We start from the raw sequence: 23,103 nt of genomic DNA on the forward strand, positions 1-23,103 counted from the left end.
TTAAAGAACATGCGCGCCGAAGCGCAGGCTCACGTCAATCAGATCCAGGCGGCGCTCGCGCTGCTTCGCCGTTCCCTCGATTGGGACCGCGCGCTGCGCCGCCTGGACGAACTCAACGCGCGCGTCGAGGACCCGACGCTGTGGAACGACGCAAAGGCGGCGCAGGACGTCATGCGCGAACGCCGCCGCCTGGACGAATCCATCGGGGCGACCAAGGCGATCGAGAGCGAGCTCAACGACACCGTCGAGCTGATCGAGATGGCCGAGGCCGAGGGCGATGACGAGATGGCGAATGACGGCACCGCCGCGCTCGCCGCGCTTGCCGAGCGTGCCGAGAAGGACAAGGTCGTGGCCCTGCTCTCGGGCGAGGCCGACGCCAACGACACCTATGTCGAGATCAATTCAGGCGCCGGCGGCACCGAAAGCCAGGACTGGGCCGGCATGCTCCTGCGCATGTACACCCGCTGGGCCGAGCGCCGCGGGCTGAAGGTCGAACTGGTCGACTACCATGCCGGCGAACAGGCCGGCATCAAGTCCGCGACTTTGCTGGTCAAAGGCGAGAACGCCTATGGCTATGCCAAGACCGAAAGCGGCGTCCACCGCCTGGTCCGCATTTCGCCCTATGACAGCGCCGCGCGCCGCCACACCAGCTTCTCCAGCGTGTGGGTGTATCCGGTCATCGACGACAATATCGACATCGAGATCAACGAAAGCGAGCTGCGCATCGATACCTACCGCGCTTCGGGCGCGGGCGGGCAGCACATCAACACCACCGATTCGGCGGTGCGCATCACCCACTTGCCCACCGGCATCGTCGTGCAGTGCCAGAACCAGCGTTCGCAGCACAAGAACAAGGCCGAAGCCTATAACCAGCTGCGCGCCCGTCTCTATGAGCGCGAATTGGCCGAGCGCGAGGCGGTGGCCGACGCGCAGAACGCGACCAAGACCGACATCGGCTGGGGCCACCAGATCCGCTCCTACGTGCTCCAGCCCTATCAGCTGGTGAAGGACCTGCGCACCGGCGTCACCTCCACCGCCCCGTCCGACGTGCTCGACGGCGCGCTCGATCCGTTCATGGCCGCCGCCCTGTCGCAGCGCGTGACCGGCGAAACCGTGCAGGTGGAGGACGTGGATTGAGGCTAGGCCTCGCCCTGCTTGCGGCGGTGCTGCTCGCCGGGTGCGACGGGCGCGCGCGCGAGCCAGGCGAGAAGCGGGCCGACCCGCATAGCGGCTTCCCCGCCGCCGACCGCCCCGTCGCCAGCATCGTCTCGGCCCGCTGGTCGACCGAGGAAGCGCGCGACCGCCTGAAAGAGGCCGACCGGGTGATGAACCTGGCCGGCATCAAGCCCGGCATGACCGTCGCCGATCTCGGCGCGGGCGAGGGCTATTACACGATTCGCCTAGGCCAGCGCGTCGGCAAGGAAGGCCGCGTCGTCGCCGAGGACATCGTCCCCGAAGTGATCGAGCGGCTGGGCGAGCGCGTGGTGCGCGAACGCCTCGCCAATGTCAGCGTGCGCCTGGGCCTCCCCGCCGACCCGCGCCTGCCCGAGGCCAGCTTCCACCGCGTGCTGATGGTGCACATGTACCATGAGATCGAAAGCCCTTACGAGTTCCTCTGGCGCCTGCGCCCCTCGCTCGCGCCCGATGGCCAGGTGATCGTGGTCGACGCCAACCGCCCGACCGTGCAGCACGGCACGCCCCCCGACCTGCTGCGATGCGAATTCGCCGCGGTCGGCTATGCCCAGATGTCGATGCGCGCCATGCCCTCGGCCGGCGGCTACATGGCCGTGTTCCGCGCCGCGGGGGAGCGTCCGGAACCCAACATGATCAAGGCGTGCCGCACCGGCGCGCGCGCCACGCCCGCAGCGATGCAGCAGGGTTCAGAGTAGCCCGAGCGCGCGAAAGCTGGTGACGCCCCGCGCCGCCAGCACCAGGTGATCGAGCAGCCGCACCTCCAGCGTATCCAGCGCCCGCGCCAGCAACCGCGTCGCTTCGCGGTCGGCTGCGCTGGGCGTCGGATCGCCGCTGGGATGATTGTGCGCCATCACCACCGCCGCCGCGCCGAAAGCAAGCGCGTCCGCCGCCACCACCCGGATCGGCACGGCCATCCGGTCCGCGCATGCCGAGCGCGCATGCCGCATCCCCAGCACCCGCCGGTCCCCGTTCAGATAGGCAAAGGCCAGCACTTCGTTCGCTTCGCCCGCCAAAGCAGCAAACAGCCCCTGCGCGGCGGCGGCGTCGGTGATGCGCTGCGAATTCGGGACCATCAGGCGAAGCTGACAGCCCCTCCTCCCGCCAAGAAGCACGACCCGGTCCGCATCGGACCACCATTCGCTCCGATATGGACCAGCCTTCGCAACCGATCGAGCGCTTGCCCCGCCCCGCCCCTGCCCGCTACGCATGCGCCATGCGGCAATATCTCGATCTCATGGAGCGCGCGCTCCACCATGGCGCGGAGACCATGGATCGCACCGGCACCGGCACGCGCTCGGTGTTCGGCCACCAGATGCGCTTCGACCTGAGCGAAGGCTTCCCCCTCCTCACCACCAAGAAGCTGCACCTGCGCTCGATCCTGATCGAGCTGCTGTGGTTCCTGCGCGGCGATACCAACGTGCAGTGGCTCCAGGACCGCAAGGTCAGCATCTGGGACGAATGGGCCGACGAGAATGGCGATCTCGGCCCCGTTTACGGCAAGCAATGGCGCGACTGGGAAACCGCCGACGGCCGCCATCTCGACCAGATCGCCGACTTGATCGAAACGCTCAAGACCAACCCCGCGTCGCGCCGGATGGTGGTGTCGGCCTGGAACCCGGGCGACCTCCACGCCATGGCGCTGGCGCCGTGCCACTGCCTGTTCCAGTGCCATGTCGCGAACGGCAAGCTCAGCCTCCAGCTCTATCAGCGCTCGGCCGACATCTTCCTGGGCGTTCCCTTCAACATCGCCAGCTACGCGCTGCTCACCCACCTGCTGGCCGAGCAGACCGGACTGCAAGTCGGCGAGTTCATCTGGACCGGCGGCGACTGCCACCTCTATTCCAACCATCTCGACCAGGCCCGCGAGCAGCTGAGCCGCACCCCCGGCCCACTCCCGCGCCTGGAAATCCTGCGCAAAGCGCCCTCGATCGACGCCTACGAGTACGAAGACTTCGTCATCCACGACTACCAGGCGCAACCCCACATCAAGGCCCCGGTAGCGATATGAGGACAGCACAATCCTCCCCGGCACGGGGAGGGGGACCATGCGCAGCATGGTGGAGGGGGCCCGCCGCAAGCGAGCCCCACGCGGATAGCCCCCTCCACCACGCGCTGATGCGCGCGGTCCCCCTCCCCGTTCCGCGGAGGATTTGATGGTCCTCACCTTCCACCTCGCCCGCGCCACCAACGGCATCATCGGCCGTGACGGCACGCTCCCCTGGCACCTCCCCGCCGACCTCAAGCGCTTCAAGGCTCAGACCATGGGCAAGCCGATGGTGATGGGTCGCAAGACCTTCCAGAGCTTCCCCAGCCCCCTGCCCGGCCGCCGCCACATCGTGCTCACCCGCGACACCGGCTGGTCGGCAAACGGCGCCGAAGTCGCCCACACCCCCGAACAGGCGCTCGCCATGGCGGGCGACGACGTCGCCATCATCGGCGGCGCCGAAATCTTCGCCCTCTTCCTCGACCGCGCCGATCGAATCGAACTGACCGAAGTCCACCTCGACGCCCAGGGCGACGCCACCGTCCCCGCCTTCGGCGCCGGCTGGCGCGAAACCGCCCGCGAAGACCATCCCGCCCAAGGCGACCGCCCGCCCTACAGCTTCGTCACGCTGGAACGCGCCTGACCCACACTCCCCGTCATCCCGGCCTCGAGCCGGGATCCCGCTCCTTCTCTAACTCCAAGACACCGCCCTAGGGGCTCCGGAGCCCCCTAGCCCCCACCGCCGGCGCGCCCTATAGGCATCCCATGGAGCGGCTGGACGGCGGCGCGGCGGTTCCGTCGCGGCTGAGGGGCGCGATTGTCGCGCTGGGCAATTTCGACGGGTTTCACCTGGGTCATCAGGCGGTGGTGGGCCGCGCCATCGAGCGTGCCCACGCCGAAGGGCGCCCGGCCATCGTCGCCACCTTCGATCCCCACCCCAAACGCTTCTTCAGGCCCGACAGCACCCATTTCCGCCTCACCACGCTCGACCAGCGCCAGCGCCTCTTCGCGCAGGCCGGCGCCGACGCGATGCTGGTCTTCCCCTTCGACGCGGACCTTGCGGGCCTGAGCGCGCAGGGCTTTGCGCAGGAGCGGCTGGTGGAGCGCATCGGCGCAGGCGGCGTGGTGACCGGCGCCGACTTCACCTTCGGCAAGGGCCGCGAGGGCGATGTCGCCGCGCTTGCCCAACTCGGCGGTCAGCTCGGCTTCTCCGCCGACATGGTGCCGCCGGTGACCCTCGACGGCGAAACCGTGTCCTCCAGCAGCATCCGCGACCATCTGCGCGCCGGCCGCCCGCGCGACGCCGCACGCCTGCTCACCCGCCCCTTCGCCATTGAAGGTGTCGTAGAGGGCGGCGCACGCCTCGGCCGGACGCTGGGCTATCCCACCGCCAACATGGTCCTCGCCAACTATCTACGCCCGGCCTACGGCATCTATGCCGTGCGCGCGCGGCTGGCCGATGGCCGCGCGCTAGAGGGGGTCGCCAATCTCGGCATCCGCCCGACCATCGAGCCCCCACTCGAACTGCTCGAAAGCTTCTTCTTCGACTTTTCCGGCGACCTGTACGGCCAGCGCATCGAAGTCGCGCTGATCGACTATCTGCGTCCTGAGGCGAAGTTCGACAGCCTCGACGCGCTCAAGATCCAGATGGACCAGGACGCCGCCCAGGCGCGGAAGCTTCTACAAAGCTGAACCAGTTCCCCGGCGGAGGCCGGGGCCCAGCTGCAATGCGCGTGGGGCAAGCGTGCCGCGCCATCGAGACTCCATGGCAACTGGGCCCCGGCCTTCGCCGGGGAACCAAGAACAACAACAATCCCCCAACTCCGCCTTTGCAAGCTTCCCGCGCTTCCTTTAATCCGCGCGCACTCATGAGCGACACCAACGACACTCCGCGCGACTGGCGCGACACCGTCTTCCTTCCGAAGACCGATTTTCCGATGAAGGCGGGCCTTGCCGCCAAGGAACCCGCGATCCTGGAGCGTTGGGCCAAGATCGGCCTGTACGACCGCCTCCGCAAGGAACGCGAAGGGCGCGAACGCTTCATCCTGCACGATGGCCCCCCATACGCGAATGGCGACATTCACATGGGCCACGCGATGAACAAGATCCTCAAGGACATCATCGTCCGCTCGCAGAGCCTTCAGGGCAAGGACGCGCCCTACGTCCCCGGCTGGGACTGCCACGGCCTGCCGATCGAGTGGAAGGTCGAGGAAGCCTATCGCGCCAAGAAGCTCAACAAGGACGAAGTCGACCCCGTCGCGTTCCGCGCCGAATGCCGCGCCTATGCCGAGAAGTGGGTACAGGTGCAGCGCGGCCAGTTCGAGCGGCTGGGCATCATGGGCGATTGGGAAGACCCCTATCTCACCATGAAGTATGAGGCCGAGGCCACGATCGTCGGCGAACTGCTCAAGTTCGCCGAGACCGGCCAGGTCTATCGCGGCGCCAAGCCGGTGATGTGGTCCCCGGTCGAAAAGACCGCACTTGCCGAAGCCGAAGTCGAATATGAGGACATCACCTCCACTCAGATCGACGTGGCGTTCGAAATCGTCGAGGCACCCAACGCGCCGGAACTGGTCGGCGCGCACGCGGTGATCTGGACCACGACGCCGTGGACAATCCCGGTGAACCAAGCCTTGGCTTATGGGCCAGAGATTGACTACGCGATTACCTCCTGCAGCGACCACGAAGGCAAGCTGCTCGGGCGTTATCTAGTCGCGACGGATTTGGTCAGCAGTTTCCAGAAGCGAGCAGATACCTTGCTGCGGCCGGGGGAAGCTACTGAACTCGCCGGTGTGTGGAGTATCGACAGCTTCGTGCATGGTTCGCAGCTGGAAGGCGCCACCGCTCGCCATCCGATGCATGCACTCGGCGGCTTCTTCGCCAAGCCGCGCCCGCTGCTCGCCGGCGACTTCGTCACCACCGACGCCGGCACCGGCCTCGTCCACATGGCGCCCGATCATGGCGAGGACGACTTCCTGCTGTGCAAGGCCAACGGCCTGGAACCCGTGTTCGCGGTCGACGCCGCGGGCTTCTACCGCGCCGACTGGGCGTGGCTGGGTGGCCAGGGTTCGGTGATCAACAAGAAGTTCACCGCCGCCGACGGCCCGATCTGCACCGATCTTCGCGAAGCCGGTGCGCTGCTCGCCGCATCGGACGACTTCAAGCACAGCTATCCGCACAGCTGGCGCTCCAAGGCCAAGGTGATCTTCCGCGCCACGCCGCAATGGTTCATCCCGATGGACCGCGCGTCGCACTCGAAGGAAGAGGGCGTGCCGGAGAGCAACGGCGCCACCCTGCGCGATCTGGCGCTCAATTCGATCGAGCAGACCCGCTGGGTGCCCGAACGCGCCAAGAACCGCATCCGCTCGATGGTCGAGGGGCGCCCGGACTGGGTGATCTCGCGCCAGCGCGCCTGGGGCGTGCCCATCGCGCTCTACGTGCATCGTCAGACCGGCGATTACCTCCGTGACGCGGCGGTCAATGCCCGTATTCTCGAGGCGTTCCGCGCCGGCGGTGCCGACGCGTGGTTCCAGGCTGATCACCAGGCGCTGCTCGGCTCCGAATATGATGCGGCCGACTATGACGTCGTCACGGACATTCTCGACGTGTGGTTCGACAGCGGCTCCACTCACGCCTTCGTGGTCGAGGCACGCTATGGCGCGGGCACCCGCGCCGACCTGTATGTCGAGGGGTCGGACCAGCACCGTGGCTGGTTCCAGTCCTCGCTGCTGGAGGCCACGGGCACCCGCGGCCGCGCGCCCTATGACGCAGTGCTGACCCACGGGTTCGCGCTGGACGGCAAGGGCAAGAAGATGTCCAAGTCGCTCGGCAATGTCGTCGATCCCCTTAAGATCATTGGAGAATCTGGCGCCGACATCCTCCGCCTGTGGGTCGCCCAGACCGACTATTTCGAGGACGTCCGCATCGGCAAGGAAGTGCTCGCCGGCACCGGCGACACCTACCGCAAGCTGCGCAACACCTTCCGCTACCTGCTCGGCGCACTGGACGATTTCCGCGTCGACGAGATGCTGGCCATTTCGGAAATGCCCGAGCTGGAACGCTACATCCTGGTCCGCCTCGGCGAACTCGACATCGAGCTTCGCGCCGCCGCCAATGCGTTCGAGTTCAACCGCTACACCCGCGCACTCACCGACTTCGCCAACGAGGACCTGTCGGCCTTCTTCTTCGATATCCGCAAGGACTCGCTCTACTGCGACGCCCCCACGGACCCGAAGCGCCGCGCCTATCGCACCGTGCTCGACATCCTGTTCCACGCCCTGGTCCGCTATGCCGCGCCGATCCTGGCCTTCACCGCCGAGGAAGTGTGGCAGGCCCGCTTCCCCAGCGAAGACGGATCAGTCCACCTGCTCGAATGGCCCGAAGTGCCGGCAGTCGACGGAGCGCTTTCGGCCGACTGGTCGCAGGTCCGCGCGCTGCGCGAGCGCGTCACCGAGGCGATCGAGCCGTATCGCCGCGAGAAGAAGGTGCGCTCCAGCCTGGAGGCTGAAGTCACCACGCCTGAAATGCCGCTGCCGGGCGATCATCTCGCCGAGCTGTTCATCGTGTCCAAGGTCACCCCCGGCGAAGCGGTCACGGTTACGCCCACCGATCGCCTTAAATGTGGCCGGTGCTGGCGCCATCTTCCCGAAGTTGCGGAGGACGGCGCGTTGTGCGACCGCTGCGCGCAGGTGGTGGACGCATGAACATGAACCGCAGGATCGGGCTGCTCGTGGCGGCCCTGGTGTTTCTGGCCGACCAGTTCACCAAATACTATGTCACCGGCCCGCTGGGCCTGAACGTGCAGGACGCGTCGCTGACCGTGCTGCCGATCTTCGACCTCCGCTTCGTCAAGAATGTCGGCGTGTCGCTGGGCCTGCTGCCCGCGACCGGTGCTTTCACGCGCTGGATGCTGGTGCTGCTGACGGGCGCGATCGCGGTGGGCGTGCTGGTGTGGTTGCTGCGTGAAAAGAAGCGTCCCGACATCATCGCGCTGGCGCTGGTACTGGGCGGCGCGATCGGCAACATTCTCGACCGCACGCGGCTGGGCTATGTGGTCGATTTCGCCGATCTGCACTTTGGCGACTGGCGTCCCTTTTTGGTCTTCAATGTCGCCGATGCGGCGATTACCATCGGCGTGCTGATCCTGTTGATCCGCGCCCTGTTCGTGCGCGATACGCCGGCGGCAAAGCCGGCTCCTGTGGAGAATGAAGTCAATGCGTAAGCTGATCATCCTCGCGAGCGGCCTTGCGCTTGCCGCCTCGCTGTCGGCCTGCGGCAAGAGCGGCATGAACCGCAACCGTCCCGACGAGTTCGCCGTCGCGCGTCAGGCGCCGCTGGTGATTCCGCCCGATTTCGCGCTGGTGCCCCCGCAGCCTGGCGCACCTCGCCCGCAGGATACCAAGGCTTCCGACCAGGCGCTCGACGCGCTGTTCGGCGGTTCGGCAGCACGCAGCGCTGGTGAGAGCGCGGCGCTGGACGCCGCCGGCCGCTCGGCCGCGGACATGGGCGCGCGCAGCACCGCGGGCAGCCCGACCACCCCGGTGGTGGACAAGGGCAGCACCACGTCCGAGATCATCGCCGCGCCCGCAGGTAATGGCCGTGAGGCGAGCGCTGGCACCGCCGCGCCTGCGCCGCAGCCGGTGACTACGCCCCAGCCGTAATAGGGTTGGGTCTGAGGTAAGAGGGGGCCGGTTCGCGTTTGCGGGCCGGCCTTTTTCTTTTCGGTTCCGCGCGTGATCTGGACAGTTCCCCGGCGGAGGCCGGGGCCCAGTTGCCACCAAATTGGTAATGGTGGTCCGTCCTATAGACGACGTTGTAGCTGGTCCCGGACTTCGCCGGGGAACTGAAGGAGGGTGCCTTCCTACTCGGCTCGCGCGGCGCAGATTACCGCCGCCGCGCGCCGCTAGCGCGGATCTTCTGTTGCTTGCCGTAGCGGGTCTTGCGCGTGCCGGGCTTGCCTTCGTTGCTGCGTCCCATGACCGGGGCCTTGTGCTCGTCCGCCGGCAAGCCAAGCTCCTCGGCTTCCAGCGAGCGGATCTCGTCGCGCAGGCGGCCAGCTTCCTCGAACTCCAGGTTTGCCGCGGCATTGCGCATCTTCTTTTCGAGTTCCTCGATATAGGCACGCAGATTGTGTCCGACCATGTGCGGACGGTCCTCGTCGATCTCGACCAGCACACCGTCCTTGGAAGCGACATGGGCGATGATGTCGCCGATGTTGCGCTTGATCGTCGTCGGCGTGATGCCGTGTTCGCGGTTATACGCCTCCTGCTTCTCGCGGCGGCGGCCGGTCTCGGCCAGCGCGCGCTCCATGCTGCCGGTGATGCGGTCGGCATAGAGGATCACCCGCCCCTCGACGTTGCGCGCGGCACGGCCGATGGTCTGGATCAGCGAGGTTTCGGAGCGCAGGAACCCCTCCTTGTCGGCATCGAGGATCGCCACCAGTCCGCACTCGGGGATATCGAGTCCCTCGCGCAGCAGGTTGATGCCGATCAGCACGTCGTACACGCCCATGCGCAGGTCGCGGATCAGTTCGATGCGTTCCAGCGTCTCGGTGTCGGAGTGCATGTAGCGGACCTTGACGCCCGCTTCGTGCATATACTCCGTCAGGTCTTCGGCCATGCGCTTGGTGAGCGTGGTGACCAGCGTGCGATAGCCGAGCGCCGTGGTCTTCTTGCACTCGACGATCAGGTCCTGGACCTGTTCCTCGACCGGCTTGATTTCCACCGGGGGGTCGATGAGGCCAGTGGGGCGAATGACCTGCTCGACGAACACGCCGCCGGTCTGCTCCATTTCCCATGTGCCCGGCGTGGCCGAGACATAGGTGGTCTGCGGGCGCATCGCGTCCCACTCGTTAAAGCGCAGCGGGCGGTTGTCGATCGCTGAGGGAAGGCGAAAGCCATATTCAGCCAGCGTGATTTTCCGCCGATGGTCGCCGCGCGACATGCCGTTGATCTGGCCGATCGTCTGGTGGCTTTCATCGACAAACAGCAGCGCGTTTTCGGGTAGATACTCGAACAGCGTGGGGGGCGGCTCGCCGGGGAGGCGGCCGGTGAGGAAGCGGCTGTAATTCTCGATGCCCGCGCAGCTGCCGGTGGCTGCGATCATCTCGAGGTCAAAATTGGTGCGCTGCTCCAGCCGCTGGTGCTCGAGCAGCTTGCCCTCCGCCTCCAGTTCCTTGAGCCGCTCGGACAGCTCGTGCTTGATGGCCTCCATCGCCTGTTTGAGCGTCGGCCCCGGCGTGACGTGGTGTGAATTGGCATAGACGCGGACGCTGTCGAGGTTCGCGACCTTGCTGCCGGTCAGCGGATCGAATTCGGTGATCTCCTCCACCTCGTCGCCGAAGAAGGAGATGCGCCAGGCGGTGTCCTCATAGTGCGAGGGGAAGATCTCCAGGCTGTCGCCGCGCACCCGGAAATTGCCGCGCGAAAACGCCGCGTCGTTGCGCTTGTACTGGAGCGCGACAAGCTTGCGGATGATCTCGCGCTGGTCCTCGACCTTGCCCTTCTTCAAGTCAAAGATCATCGCGCTGTAAGTCTCAACCGACCCGATGCCGTAGAGGCACGAAACCGACGCGACGATGATCACGTCGTCGCGTTCGAGCAGCGAGCGGGTGGCGGAGTGGCGCATCCGGTCGATCGCCTCGTTCACCGAGCTTTCCTTCTCGATGTACGTATCGGACCGGGCGACATAGGCCTCGGGCTGGTAATAGTCGTAATAGCTGACGAAATATTCGACGGCATTGTTCGGAAAGAACGACTTGAACTCGCCATAGAGTTGGGCGGCCAGGATCTTGTTCGGCGCGAGGATTAGCGCGGGGCGCTGCAACTCCTCGATCACCTTGGCCATGGTATAGGTCTTGCCCGATCCGGTGACGCCCAGCAGCACCTGGTCACGCTCGCCGGCCCGCGCCTGCTCGACGAGTTCGGGGATCGCGAAGCGCTGGTCGCCCGAGGGCTGATAGTCGCTGACCAGCTCGAAGCGCTTGCCGCCTTCGCTCTTTTGCGGGCGGTTGGGGCGATGCGGGACAAAGCTGTCGCCGGTTTCCGGCTCGGCTAGGTTGGTGCGAATCTGGATTGCCATCGCGAACAATATGGGGTGTGAGCAGCCACTCGAAAAGCTTTGAGGGTTCACTTGATGCGTGGCTGCTTCCTGGTCGCAACGGCGGCCCTGCTCCTTGCCGGTTGCGAGTCCGCGGCCGAGAAGAAGGCGGCTCAAACCGGCGAGATCGACGCGACAGATGCGTCGACCGAGGAAGTGTCGAAGCTGATCAAGGCGGCCCAGCCCAAGGCGGCGATGAGCCCGGGCAAGTGGACGCTGGGGCTGCAGGTGGTGTCGAGCGACCTGTCGGCAATCCCCGCCGCCACGCGCGGCGCGCAGGAGAAGGCGATCAACGCGCTGGAACGCAAGTCCACCGCCTGCCGCACGAAGGACGAGCTGAAGCCGGTCGACCTGTCGCAGCTGGAAAAGGTGGCGGGCACCTGCACCTATCCGCGCTACCAGTCCAAGGGCGGCAAGCTGGACGCCGTGATCGCGTGTAAGAAGGAAGGCGCGCCCGACACGGTGCTGCATGCCTCGGGCACCATGGGCGCGAACGGCTTTGACGTGACGCTGGACCAGAAGACCGGCGCACCGGGGCAGCCGGGTTATCTGGCGCTGACGCTCAAGGCGACCGGCAAGCGCGTGGGTTCCTGCCCGACCTAGGCGGGCAGCGGCTGGGCGCCTTCATCGACGTCGGGCGCAGCCTCCGCATCCACCCCAGCCTCCAGCGCCGCCTCGTCGCGGGCGAGCACATCCGCGTCTTCGGCATGGATGCCGAAGCGCGCCGCCACGTCGGGGGCGAAGCGGAGCAGATCGGGGCGTAGCTTCAACAGGCTGATGTCCTTGGACTTGCCCTCCATCATCACGTCGAACTCCAGGCCTTCTGCCATGCGCATGAAGGTGGCGAACTCGAACGGGTTGGTGAAGTCGGAATGGCCGGTCCAGATCGGCGGGCGCAGCACCGTGCGGATGCGCGCCTTGGTGCCAGCGGCGGCGCGTTGCTTGTCGGTCAGCTTCTGCTTGATCTCGCGCAATTCGGTGCGCGGCGAAGAGAAGTGGATCTTCGGCCGCACGCCCGCGGGCCAGGTCTTCAGGAACCGCTCCAGCGTGTCGCGCATATCGAGCCGTTCTGGGTTGAGGCACCAGAAATGCTGATAATCGAAGATCAGAGGCACGCCGGTCCGCTCGTGAATCCATAGCGCGTCGGCGGCGGAGAAGCGGATATCGTCATTCTCCAGCACCAGCCGGCGGCGGACATGCTCGGGGCATTGCTCCCACCCCTCGACCCAGCGCGCACGGCTCGCTTCATGGTCGCCGTACACGCCGCCGACATGGGTCACCATCACCGCTTCGGGCCCGCACTCCATGCGGTCGAGCATCTCGGCCTGGCTGGACAGGTCCCAGATGCTCTTGGCGGTGAGCTTGGGGTCCGGCGCGTTCAGCAGCACATATTGCGAGGGGTGGAAGGACAGGCGGATGTCGTATTCGCGCGCCTTGGCGCCAAAGGCGCGCAGCTCCGCGTCGCTCTCGGCGACCTGCTTGTGGAACTGCGGCAGGTCCGGATGGGTCGCGTAAGGCGCCAGGTCCGACGACAGCCGGTACATGTCCAGCTGGTGCGCGTGGAGATAGTCGAGGATCTGGTCGACATGCTCCAGCGAGCATTTAAGGTGCGGGTTCTTCTGCCAGCGGCGCGTGTCGTTGCTCTTGAGCTCGGGCTTTCCCATCACCTTTACGGGAAAGCCCAAACGGAGCGGGCGGGCGGGCGTGGTTGGTTCAGCCATGTTCCCCGAACGCATATCGATCCAAGTTAGTCGCGCGCGCGCATCCAGGAGAGGCCGGTCGCGGCGGCGATCAGCGCCACCCCTGCCCCGGCCTTGCCGCGCCGACGCACCATCGACAGGCCGACCGTGACGAGCCCTGTGGTGACCCAGCCGATCTTTGGCAGGCCGCTAACCCGTGCGCCCCGGGCCGCCACGCGCCCGGCGACGAAGCCGGTGCCGGGCTCCGCTGCGGGTGCAGCGGGAGTGCTTGGCCGGCGCGCAATCGGCCTGGCCGCGACGTGCGGCGCAGCGCCGGTCGGTTCCGCGGCCTTGGGCTTGGCCGGCGCGTCGTCCGCTTCCCCACCCTTGTCACCATCGGCCGCGACATGGTCCGCGACCCAGGCGCGGCGTTCCCCCATCGGCTGTTCGGCACCGGTGGTGGTGTCTTCGGCCGTCTGGTGCTCCAGTTCCGAATTGAGCTCGGCGCCGAAGAGCAGGACATAGGATGCCAGATACAGGAAGGTGAGCAGCGCGACGACCGCGCCGAGCGAGCCATAGGTCGCATCGAACTTGGCAACGTAACGGACATAGGCACTAAAGCCGAGCGTCAGCGCCAGCCACAGCACCGCGGAGAAGATCGAACCGGCGGAAAGCCACGCCCACTTCGCCTTGCTGCGCGAAGGGCCGAAGCGGTACAGCGCCGCCGCCCCCGCCGCTCCGGCCAGCGTGAGCAGGACATAGGTGACGACCGTGCCGGCGATCGGCAGCACCGTAGCGTCATAGTGCATGAGGCGCCCCAGCGCCGCCAACGCGGCAAGCGCCAGGCCCGCCAGGATCGCCGCCAGCACCGCCGCCGCCGTCAGCGCCAGCGCGGTGAGGTTCACCATGATGAAGCTGCGCTTCTCCTGCTCTTCATAGGCGATGTTGAGCGCGGTGATCACGGCGCCCGCACCGTTGCGCGCGCCGAAGATGGCGACCGCAAGCGCGATCAGCGCGCCCATGCCCTTCTTGCCATCCGACGTCTGGACCAACTGCATCAGCTGCTCACCGATGGTACCCGCGACATCGGGCGGCACCATCGAGGTCAGCGCCTGCATGTGCTCCATCACCGTCTGCGTGTCGGCAAAGATGCCATAGCACAGCACGATCGCGGCAAGCGTGGGCGCGAGCGCGAGAAAGCCGTAGAACGCAACACCGGCGGCGATCAGCCCGACATTGTCATCCGAGGATTCGTTCCACGTCCTGACTGCGACCTGCTTCCAACCGGCAAGCGGCATCTTCCAGGGACTTGTCGCGTCCCTTCCCTTGGCGTCCATCCTTGGCCCCTGTTCGATACGGCAATGCGCCGCCTTGCGGGGAGAAAGCGCGCATGGACGCGGGACGTTCCGGAGGAGTGTTTGCGCCGCGCTCCGATTCGGGTTCGGATTCCGTGTTCCCCGGCGAAGGCCGGGGCCCAGCTTCGACGAACCCAGCAAGTGCAGACCACCCTCGCGAACGGCGTTGGAACTGGGGCCCGGCCTTCGCCGGGGAACTGTGCGTGGTGGCGGCTTTATCAAGGTCGTTCATAGATCCTCCCCCTCCGGGGGAGGATCTAGAAAAGAAAAAAGGGGCCCGGTTTCCCGAGCCCCTTTCCTGTTTCCGTTTAAGCGGAAGCTTAGTCGTCGTTGCCAGTCAGGAACGAGGGCAGGCCGATATTCTCGCCGCCTTCTTCCTTGCCGCCTTCCGAGCGCTCGCGACGAGGGCCACGATCACCACGGCCTTCACCGCGCGGACCACGGTCGCCGCCGCCTTCGCGACGCGGACCACGGTCGCCGCCACGGCCGCCGTCCCGACGACGGTCTCCGCCGCCGCCCGAGCGCTCGCCACGATCGCCGCGCGGACCACGGTCGCCGCCTTCACGCGGCTCGCGTGCGGGACGGGTGTCCTCCAGCTCTTCGCCGGTTTCCTGGTCAACGACGCGCATCGACAGGCGAACCTTGCCGCGCTGGTCGATCTCGAGGACCTTGACCTTCACTTCCTGGCCTTCCGACACGACGTCGGTCGGCTTCTCGACCCGCTCGTTCTTCATTTCGGAGACGTGGACGAGACCGTCCTTGCCACCCATGAAGTTCACGAACGCGCCGAAATCGACGATGTTGACGACCTTGCCGTTGTAGATCTTGCCGACCTCGGCCTCTTCGACCAGGCCCTTGATCCACTTGATCGCGGCTTCGATCTGCGCCGGATCCGACGAGCTGACCTTGATCACGCCTTCGTCGTCGATGTCGACCTTGGCGCCGGTGGTGGCGACGATCTCGCGGATCACCTTGCCGCCGGTACCGATCACTTCGCGGATCTTCGACTTGTCGATCGAGAAGGTCTCGATGCGCGGTGCGTGTGCCGACAGTTCCGAGCGGGTCTCGCCCAGCGCCTTGGCCATTTCGCCGAGGATGTGCGCGCGGCCTTCCTTGGCCTGGTTGAGCGCGGCCTCGAAGATCTCCTTGGTGATGCCGGCGATCTTGATGTCCATCTGCATCGTGGTGATGCCTTCGGACGTTCCGGCCACCTTGAAGTCCATGTCGCCCAGGTGATCCTCGTCACCCAGGATGTCGGACAGGATCGCGAAATCCTTGCCTTCCAGGATCAGGCCCATCGCGATGCCCGAGACCGGACGCTTGATCGGCACGCCGGCGTCCATCATCGCAAGGCTGCCGCCGCACACCGACGCCATCGACGACGAGCCGTTGGACTCGGTGATGTCGCTGGTCAAACGGATCGTGTAGGGGAACTCTTCCTTGGTCGGCAGCACCGGGTGCAGCGCGCGCCATGCCAGCTTGCCGTGACCGACTTCGCGACGCCCGGGAGCGCCGAAGCGGCCAACTTCACCGACCGAATAGGGCGGGAAGTTATAGTGCAGCATGAAGTGCTGGTACGACAGGCCATTGAGGCCGTCGATCATCTGCTCCGCGTCGCGGGTGCCCAGCGTCGCCGTGGCGATGGTCTGGGTCTCGCCGCGGGTGAACAGCGCCGAGCCGTGTGCGCGCGGCAGGAAGTGCGTTTCGGCTTCGATCGGGCGGATCTGCGTGGTGGTGCGGCCATCGATGCGCTTGCCGTCCTTCAGGATCGCCTGACGAACGATGTTCGCTTCGAGCTTCTTCACCAGCTTGAGCGTGCCCAGATACTGGGCCGGATCGCTTTCCTTGAGGTCCGCGAACGCTTCGCGCGCCTTGGTGCGGGCATCGTTCAGCGCGGTCTGGCGCTGCTGCTTGTCGGTCAGCTTGTAGGCCGCGGCAATGTCCTTGCCGATCACCGAGTCCAGCTTCTTGAGCGTTGCCGACTTGTCGTCGACCTGGCTCAGCTCCCAAGGCTCCTTGGCAGCCTGCTCGGCGAGCTTGACGATCGCCTTGACGATCTCGCGGCAGGCATCGTGCGCGAACAGCACGGCGCCCAGCATGATCTCTTCCGAAAGCTCCTTGGCTTCGGATTCGACCATCATCACCGCGTCATAGGTGGCGGCGACGACGAGATCGAGTTCGCCCTCGGCAACCTGCGCGTCGGTGGGGTTGAGGATGTATTCGCCGTTCACATAGCCGACGCGTGCCGCGCCGATCGGGCCCATGAAGGGCACGCCCGAGATGGTGAGCGCTGCCGAGGCTGCGACCATCGAGAGGATGTCGGGCTCGTTCTCGCCGTCATAGCTGAGAACCTGGCAGATCGCGTTGATCTCGTTGTAAAACCCTTCCGGGAACAGCGGGCGGATCGGGCGGTCGATGAGACGCGAGACCAGGGTCTCCTTCTCGGTCGCGCCGCGCTCACGCTTGAAGAAGCCGCCCGGGATGCGGCCGGCAGCAGAGAACTTTTCCTGATAGTGGACGGTCAGCGGGAAGAAGTCCTGGCCTTCCTTCACCGACTTGGCGGCGGTCACTGCGCACAGCACCACGGTCTCGCCCAGCGTCGCGATAACGGCGCCGTCGGCCTGACGGGCAACCTTGCCCGTTTCGAGGGTCAGCGTCTTGCCGCCCCACTCGATCGATACGGTTTTCTTGTCGAACATGAGTTTCCTTCACTCCCGCGGCCCGATGCGCGCGGGGGCCTATTGATCGAGCCGATAGTGGCTCGTGGAGATCGGCCGAATTGCCGCGCTCCTGTGTGCTCCCGCTCGGGGAGCAATCCGGCATAGGGTGCCGAAATGACAAAAAGGCGGCCCGAAGGCCGCCTTTCCGGTTACTTGCGAAGGCCGAGCTTGCCGATCAGGTCGGTGTAGCGAGCCTGATCCTTCTTGCGAAGGTAGTCGAGCAGGCTGCGGCGCTTGTTGACCATCAGCAGCAGACCGCGGCGCGAATGGTTGTCCTTCGCGTGGGTCTTGAAGTGCTCGGTCAGGTTGACGATGCGCTCGGTGAGGATCGCGATCTGAACTTCGGGGCTGCCGGTGTCGCCGCTCTCACGGGCGTGCTCGGTGATAAGCGCTTCCTTGCGCTCTGCCGTGATCGTCATGTGTCTTTCCTTCGACATCGTTTACAGGTTGAACCCGCGGACGACCCGGACTTCACCGGAGTGGACCTCTACCAGCGCCACGGGAGTTTCCCCCGCAAGCGCGAAATACTGGCCTTCGTCAGCGTGTATCCCGGCCAGAACCCGCCCCTGTCGGAGCAGCCCTGCCTGGTCGGGGGTGAGGGATAGAGCCGGGATGTCGTCCAGCCCCGCCCTCAGCGGCAGGAATATGCGTTCAAGCTGCCGGCCCTTACCGGCATCGGCCAGATTGTCCAGCGAAATCGCGGACTCCAGCGTGAACGCGCCGGCCTTGGTACGGCGTAGCATGGTGACATGGCCGACGGTGCCTAGCGCCAGCGCGATGTCGCGCGCGAGGCTGCGGATGTACGTGCCCTTGGAGACATGCGCGGTGAGGGTGACGCTTTCCAGAACCTCCCCCGGAGGGGGAGGGGGACCGCCAGCGTAAGCTGGTGGTGGAGGGGTAGTCTCGTCTTCGAAATTCGCTCGCGGTGAATACCCCTCCACCAGCTTCGCTGGTCCCCCTCCCCCTCCGGGGGAGGATTGAAGGGTATAAACCGTCACGCTCCGGCTTTTGAGGACCACCTCCTCCCCCGCCCGCGCCAAGTCATAGGCGCGCTCACCATCGACCTTCAGCGCCGAATACGCCGGCGGCACCTGCTCGATCGCGCCGGTGAAGCGCGGTAGCACCGCCTCTACCTGCGCCAGCGTCGGGCGGATGTCCGACCCAGCGATCTTCACGCCCTCGGCGTCGAGCGTGTCGGTCTGCGTGCCGAACGAGATGGTGAAGTCATATATTTTGTCGCTATCGAGCATGCGCCCGGCGAGCTTGGTCGCCTCCCCAACCGCTATGGGCAACACCCCGGTCGCCAGCGGATCGAGCGTGCCCCCGTGCCCAACCTTGAACTTGCCATAGGCGCCGTCGCGCAGCGCGCGCTTGACCGCGCTCACGCCTTGGGTCGAGCCCAGCCCGAGCGGCTTGTCGAGAATGATCCATCCATGCATCCGCCCGCGCGTACCGAAGCGCGTCCGGCAAGGCTACCGCGACGTGCGGCCCATGCGCTGCATGAAATGCTGGCGGCACAGCGCCACATAGCGTTCGTTGCCGCCGATCTGCTTCTGTTCGCCCTGACGAATGGCGCGGCCATAATCGTCGACGCGCAGGTTCATCGTCGCCTTGCGCCCGCAATCGCACACCGATTTGATTTCTATGAGGGCGTCCGCCAACGCCAGCAATTCGGCCGAACCAGGAAACAGCGCGCCCTGGAAATCCGTCCGCAGGCCATAAGCGAGCACGGGAATGTCATCCTCGTCGCACAGCGCGGCGAGCTGGTGCACCTGCTGCGCACTCAGGAACTGCGCCTCGTCGACCAGAACACAGGCGAGCGGCGCCTCAAAATGGGCATCCTGCGCGATGCTTTGCAGATCAGTTTCGCCATCGAACGGTACGGCCGCCGCACGAATGCCGAGCCGCGAATCGATCACGCCCTTGCCGCCGCGGTCATGCACCCCGGCGGTGAACAACAGCGTACGCATGCCGCGCTCGCGATAGTTGAAATCGGCCTGCAGGAGCGTGGTCGATTTGCCCGCGTTCATCGAGGCGTAGTAGAAATACAGCTTGGCCATGCGGTACCCCCGGCGCAGCGAGTGCCGCCCTCAATCCTGAGCGTCGTTGCCCAGATCGCGCGCAACCTTCGGATCGCGCAGCAGCTGGTCGATATGGCTGCCTTCGTCGAAGCTTTCATCGGCCAGGAATTTGAGCTTGGCCGCGTATTTCATCTTCACGCGTTGCGCGACTTCGCGCTGAAGATAGGCAGTGTTGGTGCGCAAGGCCTTGAGCACCGCTTCCTCGTCCTTGCCGAGCAGCGGCTTCACGAACACGGTGGCGTGGCGCAGGTCGGGCGACATGCGCACTTCAGTGATCGACACCAGATGCTTGGCCAGCACATCGTCATGTACATCGCCGCGCTGAAGGATTTCCGACAGCACGTGACGCACCTGTTCGCCCACCTTGAGCAGGCGGACGGAACGGTTTTCGGGGGTTTCGGCGTGTTTCATGTCAACCTCGGCTCCCTCTCCCGCACACGCAGGAGAGGGAGAGCCTGATTAGAGCGTGCGCTCGCGCATCTCGACTTCGAAGGTTTCGAGATAGTCGCCCGCCTTGATGTCGGTGAAGTTCTGGCTGAACGTCACACCGCATTCCAGGCCCGCGCGAACTTCGGGGACATCGTCCTTGAAGCGGCGCAGCGAGGCGATCTCACCCTGGTAGATGATTACATCGTTGCGGGTGATACGGGCCTTGAGCGCCTTGCGGATGATACCCTCGGTGACGAGCAGACCAGCGGCCTTGCCGTGCTTGCCAGCCGAGAACACTTCCTTGATCTCGGCGCGGCCGACCACGGTTTCGAACGCTTCCGGCCCGAGCTGCCCGGCCATGCCGGCGCGGATCTCGTCGGTGAGGTCATAGATCACGTCATAATATTTAAACGCGACCTTCTGACGCTCGGCGATCTCGCGTGCCTTGGCGTTCGGACGAACGTTGAAGCCGATGATCGGCGCGCCGCTGGCACCGGCCAGGGTCACGTCGCTCTCGGTGATGCCGCCGACGCCCGAATGCAGCACGCGCGCACGGATCAGATCGGTGGAGATCTTGTTGATCGCCGCGACGATTGCCTCGACCGTGCCCTGAGTATCCGCCTTCACGACCAGCGGATATTCCATCGCCTGCTTTTCCTTCAGCGCGGAGAACATGCTCTCCAAGCTGGCGGGGGCATTGGTGGTGCGCTTCTGAAGCGCGACACCCTTGCGATATTCGGCCACTTCGCGCGCACGAGCTTCGTTCTCGACGACCTGCAGCGGATCGCCCGCCATCGGCACGCCGGACAGGCCCAGCACCTCGACCGGCATTGCCGGACCGGCTTCCTTGATCTGACGACCCTTGTCGTCGACCAGCGCGCGCACCTTGCCGCTCTCGGCGCCCACGACGAACACGTCGCCGACGCGCAGCGTACCGCGGTTGACCAGGATCGTCGCGACCGGGCCGCGCCCCTTGTCGAGCTTGGCCTCGATCACCGTGCCCTCGGCCTCGCGGTCGGGATTGGCTCGCAATTCGAGCAGCTCGGCCTGGAGCTGGATCTTCTCGATCAGCTCGTCGAGACCCATCTTCTTGAGCGCGGACACTTCGACGTTCTGGACGTCGCCGCCCATCTCCTCGACCACCACTTCATGCTCGAGCAGACGCTCGCGCACGCGCTGCGGATTGGCGCTGTCGAGGTCGACCTTGTTGATCGCCACGATCATCGGCACGCCGGCCGCCTTGGTGTGGTTGATGGCCTCGATCGTCTGCGGCATCAGGCCGTCATTGGCCGCCACCACCAGCACGACGATGTCGGTGACATTGGCACCGCGCGCGCGCATCTCGGTGAAGGCCTCGTGGCCCGGCGTGTCGAGGAAGGTGATCTTCGACTTGTCCTTCAGCGTGACCTGATAGGCGCCGATATGCTGGGTGATGCCGCCGGCTTCGCCGCGCACCACGTCCGTGCCGCGCAGCGCGTCGAGCAGCGACGTCTTGCCGTGATCGACGTGACCCATGATCGTCACAACCGGCGGACGCGGCTGGAGCTTGTCCTCGGCTTCCTCGACCGTATCGGCCTGGATGTCGATGTCGCTCTCGCTCACGCGCTGGATGTTGTGGCCGAACTCGGTCACCAGCAGCTCGGCCGTGTCCTGGTCGATCGTCTGATTGACGGTGACCGGCATGCCCATCTTGAACAGCGCCTTCACCAAGTCGGCGCCCTTCTCGGCCATACGGTTGGCGAGTTCCTGCACGGTGATGGCGTCAGGCACCACCACGTCGCGGACCTGCTTGACCTGCGGCTCGCGCGGGCCACCGAAGTGACGGCGATTTTCCTTGTCGCGGGCGCGCTTCAGCGCCGCGAGGCTGCGCGCACGGGCACCATCGTCGCCGCCCAGGGCGCGCGTGACGGTAAGCTTGCCCGACTGGCGGCGATCGTCACCCTTCCGGTCACGCTGCTGCGGACGCGCGGGTTCCGGACCACGGCGCGCGGCCAGACCACCACCCACTGCAGGGCGCGCGGCGCCGGCAGCCGCCGGTGCGGCACCGGCAGGACGCTGCGGCGCGGGCTGCGCCTGCTGTGCAGGTGCGGGCTCGGGCGCAGGCTTGGGCTGCGGCTTGGGGATTTCAGGACGCTGCACGGGCGTGAAGCGGCGCGGTGCCGGCAGCGACGGATCGAGCTGCAGCGTCAGCGGACGCGGCGGCGCTGCGGGCGCGGGAGCCGGTGCAGGCGTCGGCTTGGGCGCAGGCGCAGCAGCGACGGGCGCTGGCGCAGGTGCCGGCGTCTCGACCGGTGCGGGAGCAGGCGCCTCAACCGGAGCAGGCGCGGGCGCAGCTACCGGCGCAGGCGCGGGAGCGGGCTCCTCCACCTTGGGCGCGGGCGCAGGCGCGACGGCAGCGGCCTTGGCGGCCTCCGCAGCCTCGGCCTCGGCACGGGCACGCTCTTCACCGCGGCGTCGCTCTTCCTCGGCGGCCTCGGTGCGAGCACGCTCTTCGCGACGGCGCGCATCTTCCAGCGACTGCATGCGCTGCGAATCGGCTTCGCGGAGCAGGCGTGCCTGACGCTCCTGGGCGGTTTCGTTCGAAACCGGCGGACGCGGTGCAGGCGCGGCCGGGCGCGGCGCAGCCTGGGGTGCAGGCGCTTCGGGCGCGGGCGCCGGCGTCTGTTCTTCGGGGGCAGGCCCGCCCTGCGGACCCAGCACGCGGCGCCGCTTAACTTCCACGACCACGGTGTTCGAGCGGCCATGGCTGAAGCTCTGCTTCACCTTGCCCGTCTCGACCGTGCGCTTCAGGCCCAGCGGCTGGCGCATGCCAAGTTTCGGCTTTTCGTTGTCGGTGTCGCTCATGCGGGCCTTCGTAGTCCTTCAGTCAGTCGTTCGTCGTGCGGCGGCGAACCCTGCGGGAGCGCCGATGCGCCCTGCGAAGCGGATTCGCAAGCGCTGGAGCCGAGTTCGGGTCCGATAAAATGCAGCCAGCGGCCGAGCACATCGCTCACCCGCCCAGCAGCTTTGGCGTCTGTCACGCCAGCGTGTACCACATTTTCGCGGCCCAACGCTAAGGACAATATGGTGCGCGAGAGCGGCAATGTTAAGCCCCTCTTCCCCGAACCTTCGGCGTCGGATCCCACGCGCCATGCCTGGGCCAGCTTGCCGGCGCCATCGGCACCCGCATCGCTGGCGTGCAGCAGCAGGTGCAGCTGGCCCGATCGCGCGGCATTCTGAATGCGCTCGCCGCCGATCACAACGTGGCCGGCCTTGAACTCCAGCCCCAGCCGGTCAAGCAGCTGGCGCTCGAGCTGCGCGGTGATGCGCGCGCCCAGATCGTCGGGAATACGGATGTCGCCGGTCTTGAACGCGCGGGACAGCGCGCCCTTGAGCTTGCCCTTGGCCTGTGCGCTTTCCAGTTCGGCACGCGCCACGCCGATCCACGCGCCACGGCCTGGGGCCTTGGCACGCACGTCGGGCAGCACGTCGCCATCCGGCGAGAGCGCAAGCCGGATCAGCCCTTCGCGCGGCGCTTCCTCGCGGGCAAGGATGCAGGTGCGGACAGGATCGCTCACTTGCGCC

Annotated in this window: 20 protein-coding genes; 9 read left to right on the top strand and 11 right to left on the bottom strand. The window is 66.4% G+C overall.

Features of this window, described 5'->3' with window-relative positions:
- Window positions 1-9: 9 nt before the first annotated feature.
- Window positions 10-1,137: a peptide chain release factor 2 gene (gene prfB / locus LQ953_RS04155; protein WP_231029409.1), complete on the top strand. Its 1,128-nt coding sequence runs from the start codon at window positions 10-12 to the stop codon at window positions 1,135-1,137.
- A complete protein-coding gene (locus LQ953_RS04160; RefSeq protein ID WP_231029410.1) occupies window positions 1,134-1,889 on the top strand; it encodes a class I SAM-dependent methyltransferase in 756 nt (251 codons plus the stop codon). Before prfB ends, LQ953_RS04160 begins: the two co-directional genes overlap by 4 nt.
- Here the strand turns inward: LQ953_RS04160 and LQ953_RS04165 are convergent.
- Window positions 1,881-2,267, bottom strand: coding sequence for a JAB domain-containing protein (locus tag LQ953_RS04165; protein ID WP_231029411.1), 387 nt, complete (start codon window positions 2,265-2,267; stop codon window positions 1,881-1,883). The two genes, LQ953_RS04160 and LQ953_RS04165, sit on opposite strands and share 9 nt — an antisense overlap.
- Window positions 2,268-2,407: 140 nt before the next feature.
- On the opposite strand from LQ953_RS04165, the gene LQ953_RS04170 reads away from it, so the two are divergent.
- From LQ953_RS04170 to LQ953_RS04195, 6 genes are all read left to right on the top strand, one after another.
- Window positions 2,408-3,202, top strand: coding sequence for a thymidylate synthase (locus LQ953_RS04170; RefSeq protein WP_231029412.1), 795 nt, complete (start codon window positions 2,408-2,410; stop codon window positions 3,200-3,202).
- 145 nt (window positions 3,203-3,347) lie between these two features.
- Window positions 3,348-3,821, top strand: coding sequence for a dihydrofolate reductase (locus tag LQ953_RS04175; RefSeq protein WP_231029413.1), 474 nt, complete (start codon window positions 3,348-3,350; stop codon window positions 3,819-3,821).
- A 122-nt stretch (window positions 3,822-3,943) separates the two neighbouring features.
- Window positions 3,944-4,870, top strand: coding sequence for a bifunctional riboflavin kinase/FAD synthetase (locus tag LQ953_RS04180; RefSeq protein WP_231029414.1), 927 nt, complete (start codon window positions 3,944-3,946; stop codon window positions 4,868-4,870).
- Window positions 4,871-5,046: 176 nt separating this feature from the next.
- The gene (ileS, locus tag LQ953_RS04185; RefSeq protein WP_231029415.1) at window positions 5,047-7,881 is read left to right on the top strand and encodes an isoleucine--tRNA ligase; all 2,835 of its coding nucleotides are present in this window, start codon (window positions 5,047-5,049) and stop codon (window positions 7,879-7,881) included.
- A gap of 2 nt (window positions 7,882-7,883) precedes the next feature.
- The gene (gene lspA, locus LQ953_RS04190; protein ID WP_443026540.1) at window positions 7,884-8,399 is read left to right on the top strand and encodes a signal peptidase II; all 516 of its coding nucleotides are present in this window, start codon (window positions 7,884-7,886) and stop codon (window positions 8,397-8,399) included.
- A complete protein-coding gene (locus tag LQ953_RS04195) occupies window positions 8,392-8,838 on the top strand; it encodes a DUF3035 domain-containing protein (protein ID WP_231029417.1) in 447 nt (148 codons plus the stop codon). Before lspA ends, LQ953_RS04195 begins: the two co-directional genes overlap by 8 nt.
- Window positions 8,839-9,061: 223 nt before the next feature.
- On the opposite strand, the gene uvrB is transcribed toward LQ953_RS04195, so the two are convergent.
- Complete coding sequence (gene uvrB, locus LQ953_RS04200; RefSeq protein ID WP_231029418.1) at window positions 9,062-11,257, bottom strand: excinuclease ABC subunit UvrB; 2,196 nt, start codon at window positions 11,255-11,257, stop codon at window positions 9,062-9,064.
- Between the two features lie 54 nt (window positions 11,258-11,311).
- Here uvrB and LQ953_RS04205 point away from each other — a divergent pair, with 54 nt between their 5' ends.
- On the top strand, window positions 11,312-11,878 hold the full coding sequence (locus LQ953_RS04205; protein WP_231029419.1) for a DUF3617 domain-containing protein: 567 nt from the start codon (window positions 11,312-11,314) through the stop codon (window positions 11,876-11,878).
- Here the strand turns inward: LQ953_RS04205 and uvsE are convergent.
- From uvsE to LQ953_RS04250, 9 genes are all read right to left on the bottom strand, one after another.
- Complete coding sequence (uvsE, locus tag LQ953_RS04210) at window positions 11,875-12,996, bottom strand: UV DNA damage repair endonuclease UvsE (RefSeq protein ID WP_231029420.1); 1,122 nt, start codon at window positions 12,994-12,996, stop codon at window positions 11,875-11,877. The genes LQ953_RS04205 and uvsE overlap by 4 nt on opposite strands.
- A 26-nt stretch (window positions 12,997-13,022) precedes the next feature.
- Window positions 13,023-14,291: a YihY/virulence factor BrkB family protein gene (locus tag LQ953_RS04215; protein ID WP_231029421.1), complete on the bottom strand. Its 1,269-nt coding sequence runs from the start codon at window positions 14,289-14,291 to the stop codon at window positions 13,023-13,025.
- A gap of 338 nt (window positions 14,292-14,629) precedes the next feature.
- Entirely contained in the window at window positions 14,630-17,008 is a 2,379-nt protein-coding gene (pnp, locus tag LQ953_RS04220; protein ID WP_231029422.1) for a polyribonucleotide nucleotidyltransferase, read from the bottom strand.
- A gap of 170 nt (window positions 17,009-17,178) precedes the next feature.
- The gene (gene rpsO, locus LQ953_RS04225) at window positions 17,179-17,448 is read right to left on the bottom strand and encodes a 30S ribosomal protein S15 (protein WP_231029423.1); all 270 of its coding nucleotides are present in this window, start codon (window positions 17,446-17,448) and stop codon (window positions 17,179-17,181) included.
- 21 nt (window positions 17,449-17,469) lie between these two features.
- Window positions 17,470-18,468 (bottom strand): tRNA pseudouridine(55) synthase TruB, encoded by a 999-nt coding sequence (gene truB / locus LQ953_RS04230; RefSeq protein ID WP_231029424.1) that lies wholly within the window; start codon window positions 18,466-18,468, stop codon window positions 17,470-17,472.
- 33 nt (window positions 18,469-18,501) lie between these two features.
- Entirely contained in the window at window positions 18,502-19,089 is a 588-nt protein-coding gene (locus tag LQ953_RS04235) for a thymidine kinase (RefSeq protein ID WP_231029425.1), read from the bottom strand.
- A gap of 30 nt (window positions 19,090-19,119) precedes the next feature.
- Entirely contained in the window at window positions 19,120-19,521 is a 402-nt protein-coding gene (rbfA, locus tag LQ953_RS04240) for a 30S ribosome-binding factor RbfA (protein ID WP_231029426.1), read from the bottom strand.
- Between the two features lie 48 nt (window positions 19,522-19,569).
- Window positions 19,570-22,383, bottom strand: a complete 2,814-nt coding sequence (gene infB, locus LQ953_RS04245; RefSeq protein WP_231029427.1) for a translation initiation factor IF-2 — start codon at window positions 22,381-22,383, stop codon at window positions 19,570-19,572.
- Window positions 22,380-23,096: a DUF448 domain-containing protein gene (locus LQ953_RS04250; protein ID WP_231029428.1), complete on the bottom strand. Its 717-nt coding sequence runs from the start codon at window positions 23,094-23,096 to the stop codon at window positions 22,380-22,382. The genes infB and LQ953_RS04250 overlap by 4 nt, the downstream gene beginning before the upstream one ends.
- Window positions 23,097-23,103: the final 7 nt, after the last annotated feature.

It is taken from the genome of Sphingomonas sp. IC-56, from assembly GCF_021043375.1.
Classification (GTDB): Bacteria; Pseudomonadota; Alphaproteobacteria; order Sphingomonadales; family Sphingomonadaceae; genus Sphingomonas.

Coding starts and splice junctions, on each gene's coding strand:
- prfB (WP_231029409.1), top strand. CDS start 10: ATGCGCGCCGAAGCGCAGGCTCACGTCAATCAGATCCAGGCGGCGCTC.
- LQ953_RS04165 (WP_231029411.1), bottom strand. CDS start 2,267: ATGGTCCCGAATTCGCAGCGCATCACCGACGCCGCCGCCGCGCAGGGG.
- LQ953_RS04170 (WP_231029412.1), top strand. CDS start 2,408: ATGCGGCAATATCTCGATCTCATGGAGCGCGCGCTCCACCATGGCGCG.
- LQ953_RS04175 (WP_231029413.1), top strand. CDS start 3,348: ATGGTCCTCACCTTCCACCTCGCCCGCGCCACCAACGGCATCATCGGC.
- LQ953_RS04180 (WP_231029414.1), top strand. CDS start 3,944: ATGGAGCGGCTGGACGGCGGCGCGGCGGTTCCGTCGCGGCTGAGGGGC.
- ileS (WP_231029415.1), top strand. CDS start 5,047: ATGAGCGACACCAACGACACTCCGCGCGACTGGCGCGACACCGTCTTC.
- lspA (WP_443026540.1), top strand. CDS start 7,884: ATGAACCGCAGGATCGGGCTGCTCGTGGCGGCCCTGGTGTTTCTGGCC.
- LQ953_RS04195 (WP_231029417.1), top strand. CDS start 8,392: ATGCGTAAGCTGATCATCCTCGCGAGCGGCCTTGCGCTTGCCGCCTCG.
- uvrB (WP_231029418.1), bottom strand. CDS start 11,257: ATGGCAATCCAGATTCGCACCAACCTAGCCGAGCCGGAAACCGGCGAC.
- LQ953_RS04205 (WP_231029419.1), top strand. CDS start 11,312: ATGCGTGGCTGCTTCCTGGTCGCAACGGCGGCCCTGCTCCTTGCCGGT.
- uvsE (WP_231029420.1), bottom strand. CDS start 12,996: ATGGCTGAACCAACCACGCCCGCCCGCCCGCTCCGTTTGGGCTTTCCC.
- LQ953_RS04215 (WP_231029421.1), bottom strand. CDS start 14,291: ATGGACGCCAAGGGAAGGGACGCGACAAGTCCCTGGAAGATGCCGCTT.
- pnp (WP_231029422.1), bottom strand. CDS start 17,008: ATGTTCGACAAGAAAACCGTATCGATCGAGTGGGGCGGCAAGACGCTG.
- rpsO (WP_231029423.1), bottom strand. CDS start 17,448: ATGACGATCACGGCAGAGCGCAAGGAAGCGCTTATCACCGAGCACGCC.
- truB (WP_231029424.1), bottom strand. CDS start 18,468: ATGCATGGATGGATCATTCTCGACAAGCCGCTCGGGCTGGGCTCGACC.
- LQ953_RS04235 (WP_231029425.1), bottom strand. CDS start 19,089: ATGGCCAAGCTGTATTTCTACTACGCCTCGATGAACGCGGGCAAATCG.
- rbfA (WP_231029426.1), bottom strand. CDS start 19,521: ATGAAACACGCCGAAACCCCCGAAAACCGTTCCGTCCGCCTGCTCAAG.
- infB (WP_231029427.1), bottom strand. CDS start 22,383: ATGAGCGACACCGACAACGAAAAGCCGAAACTTGGCATGCGCCAGCCG.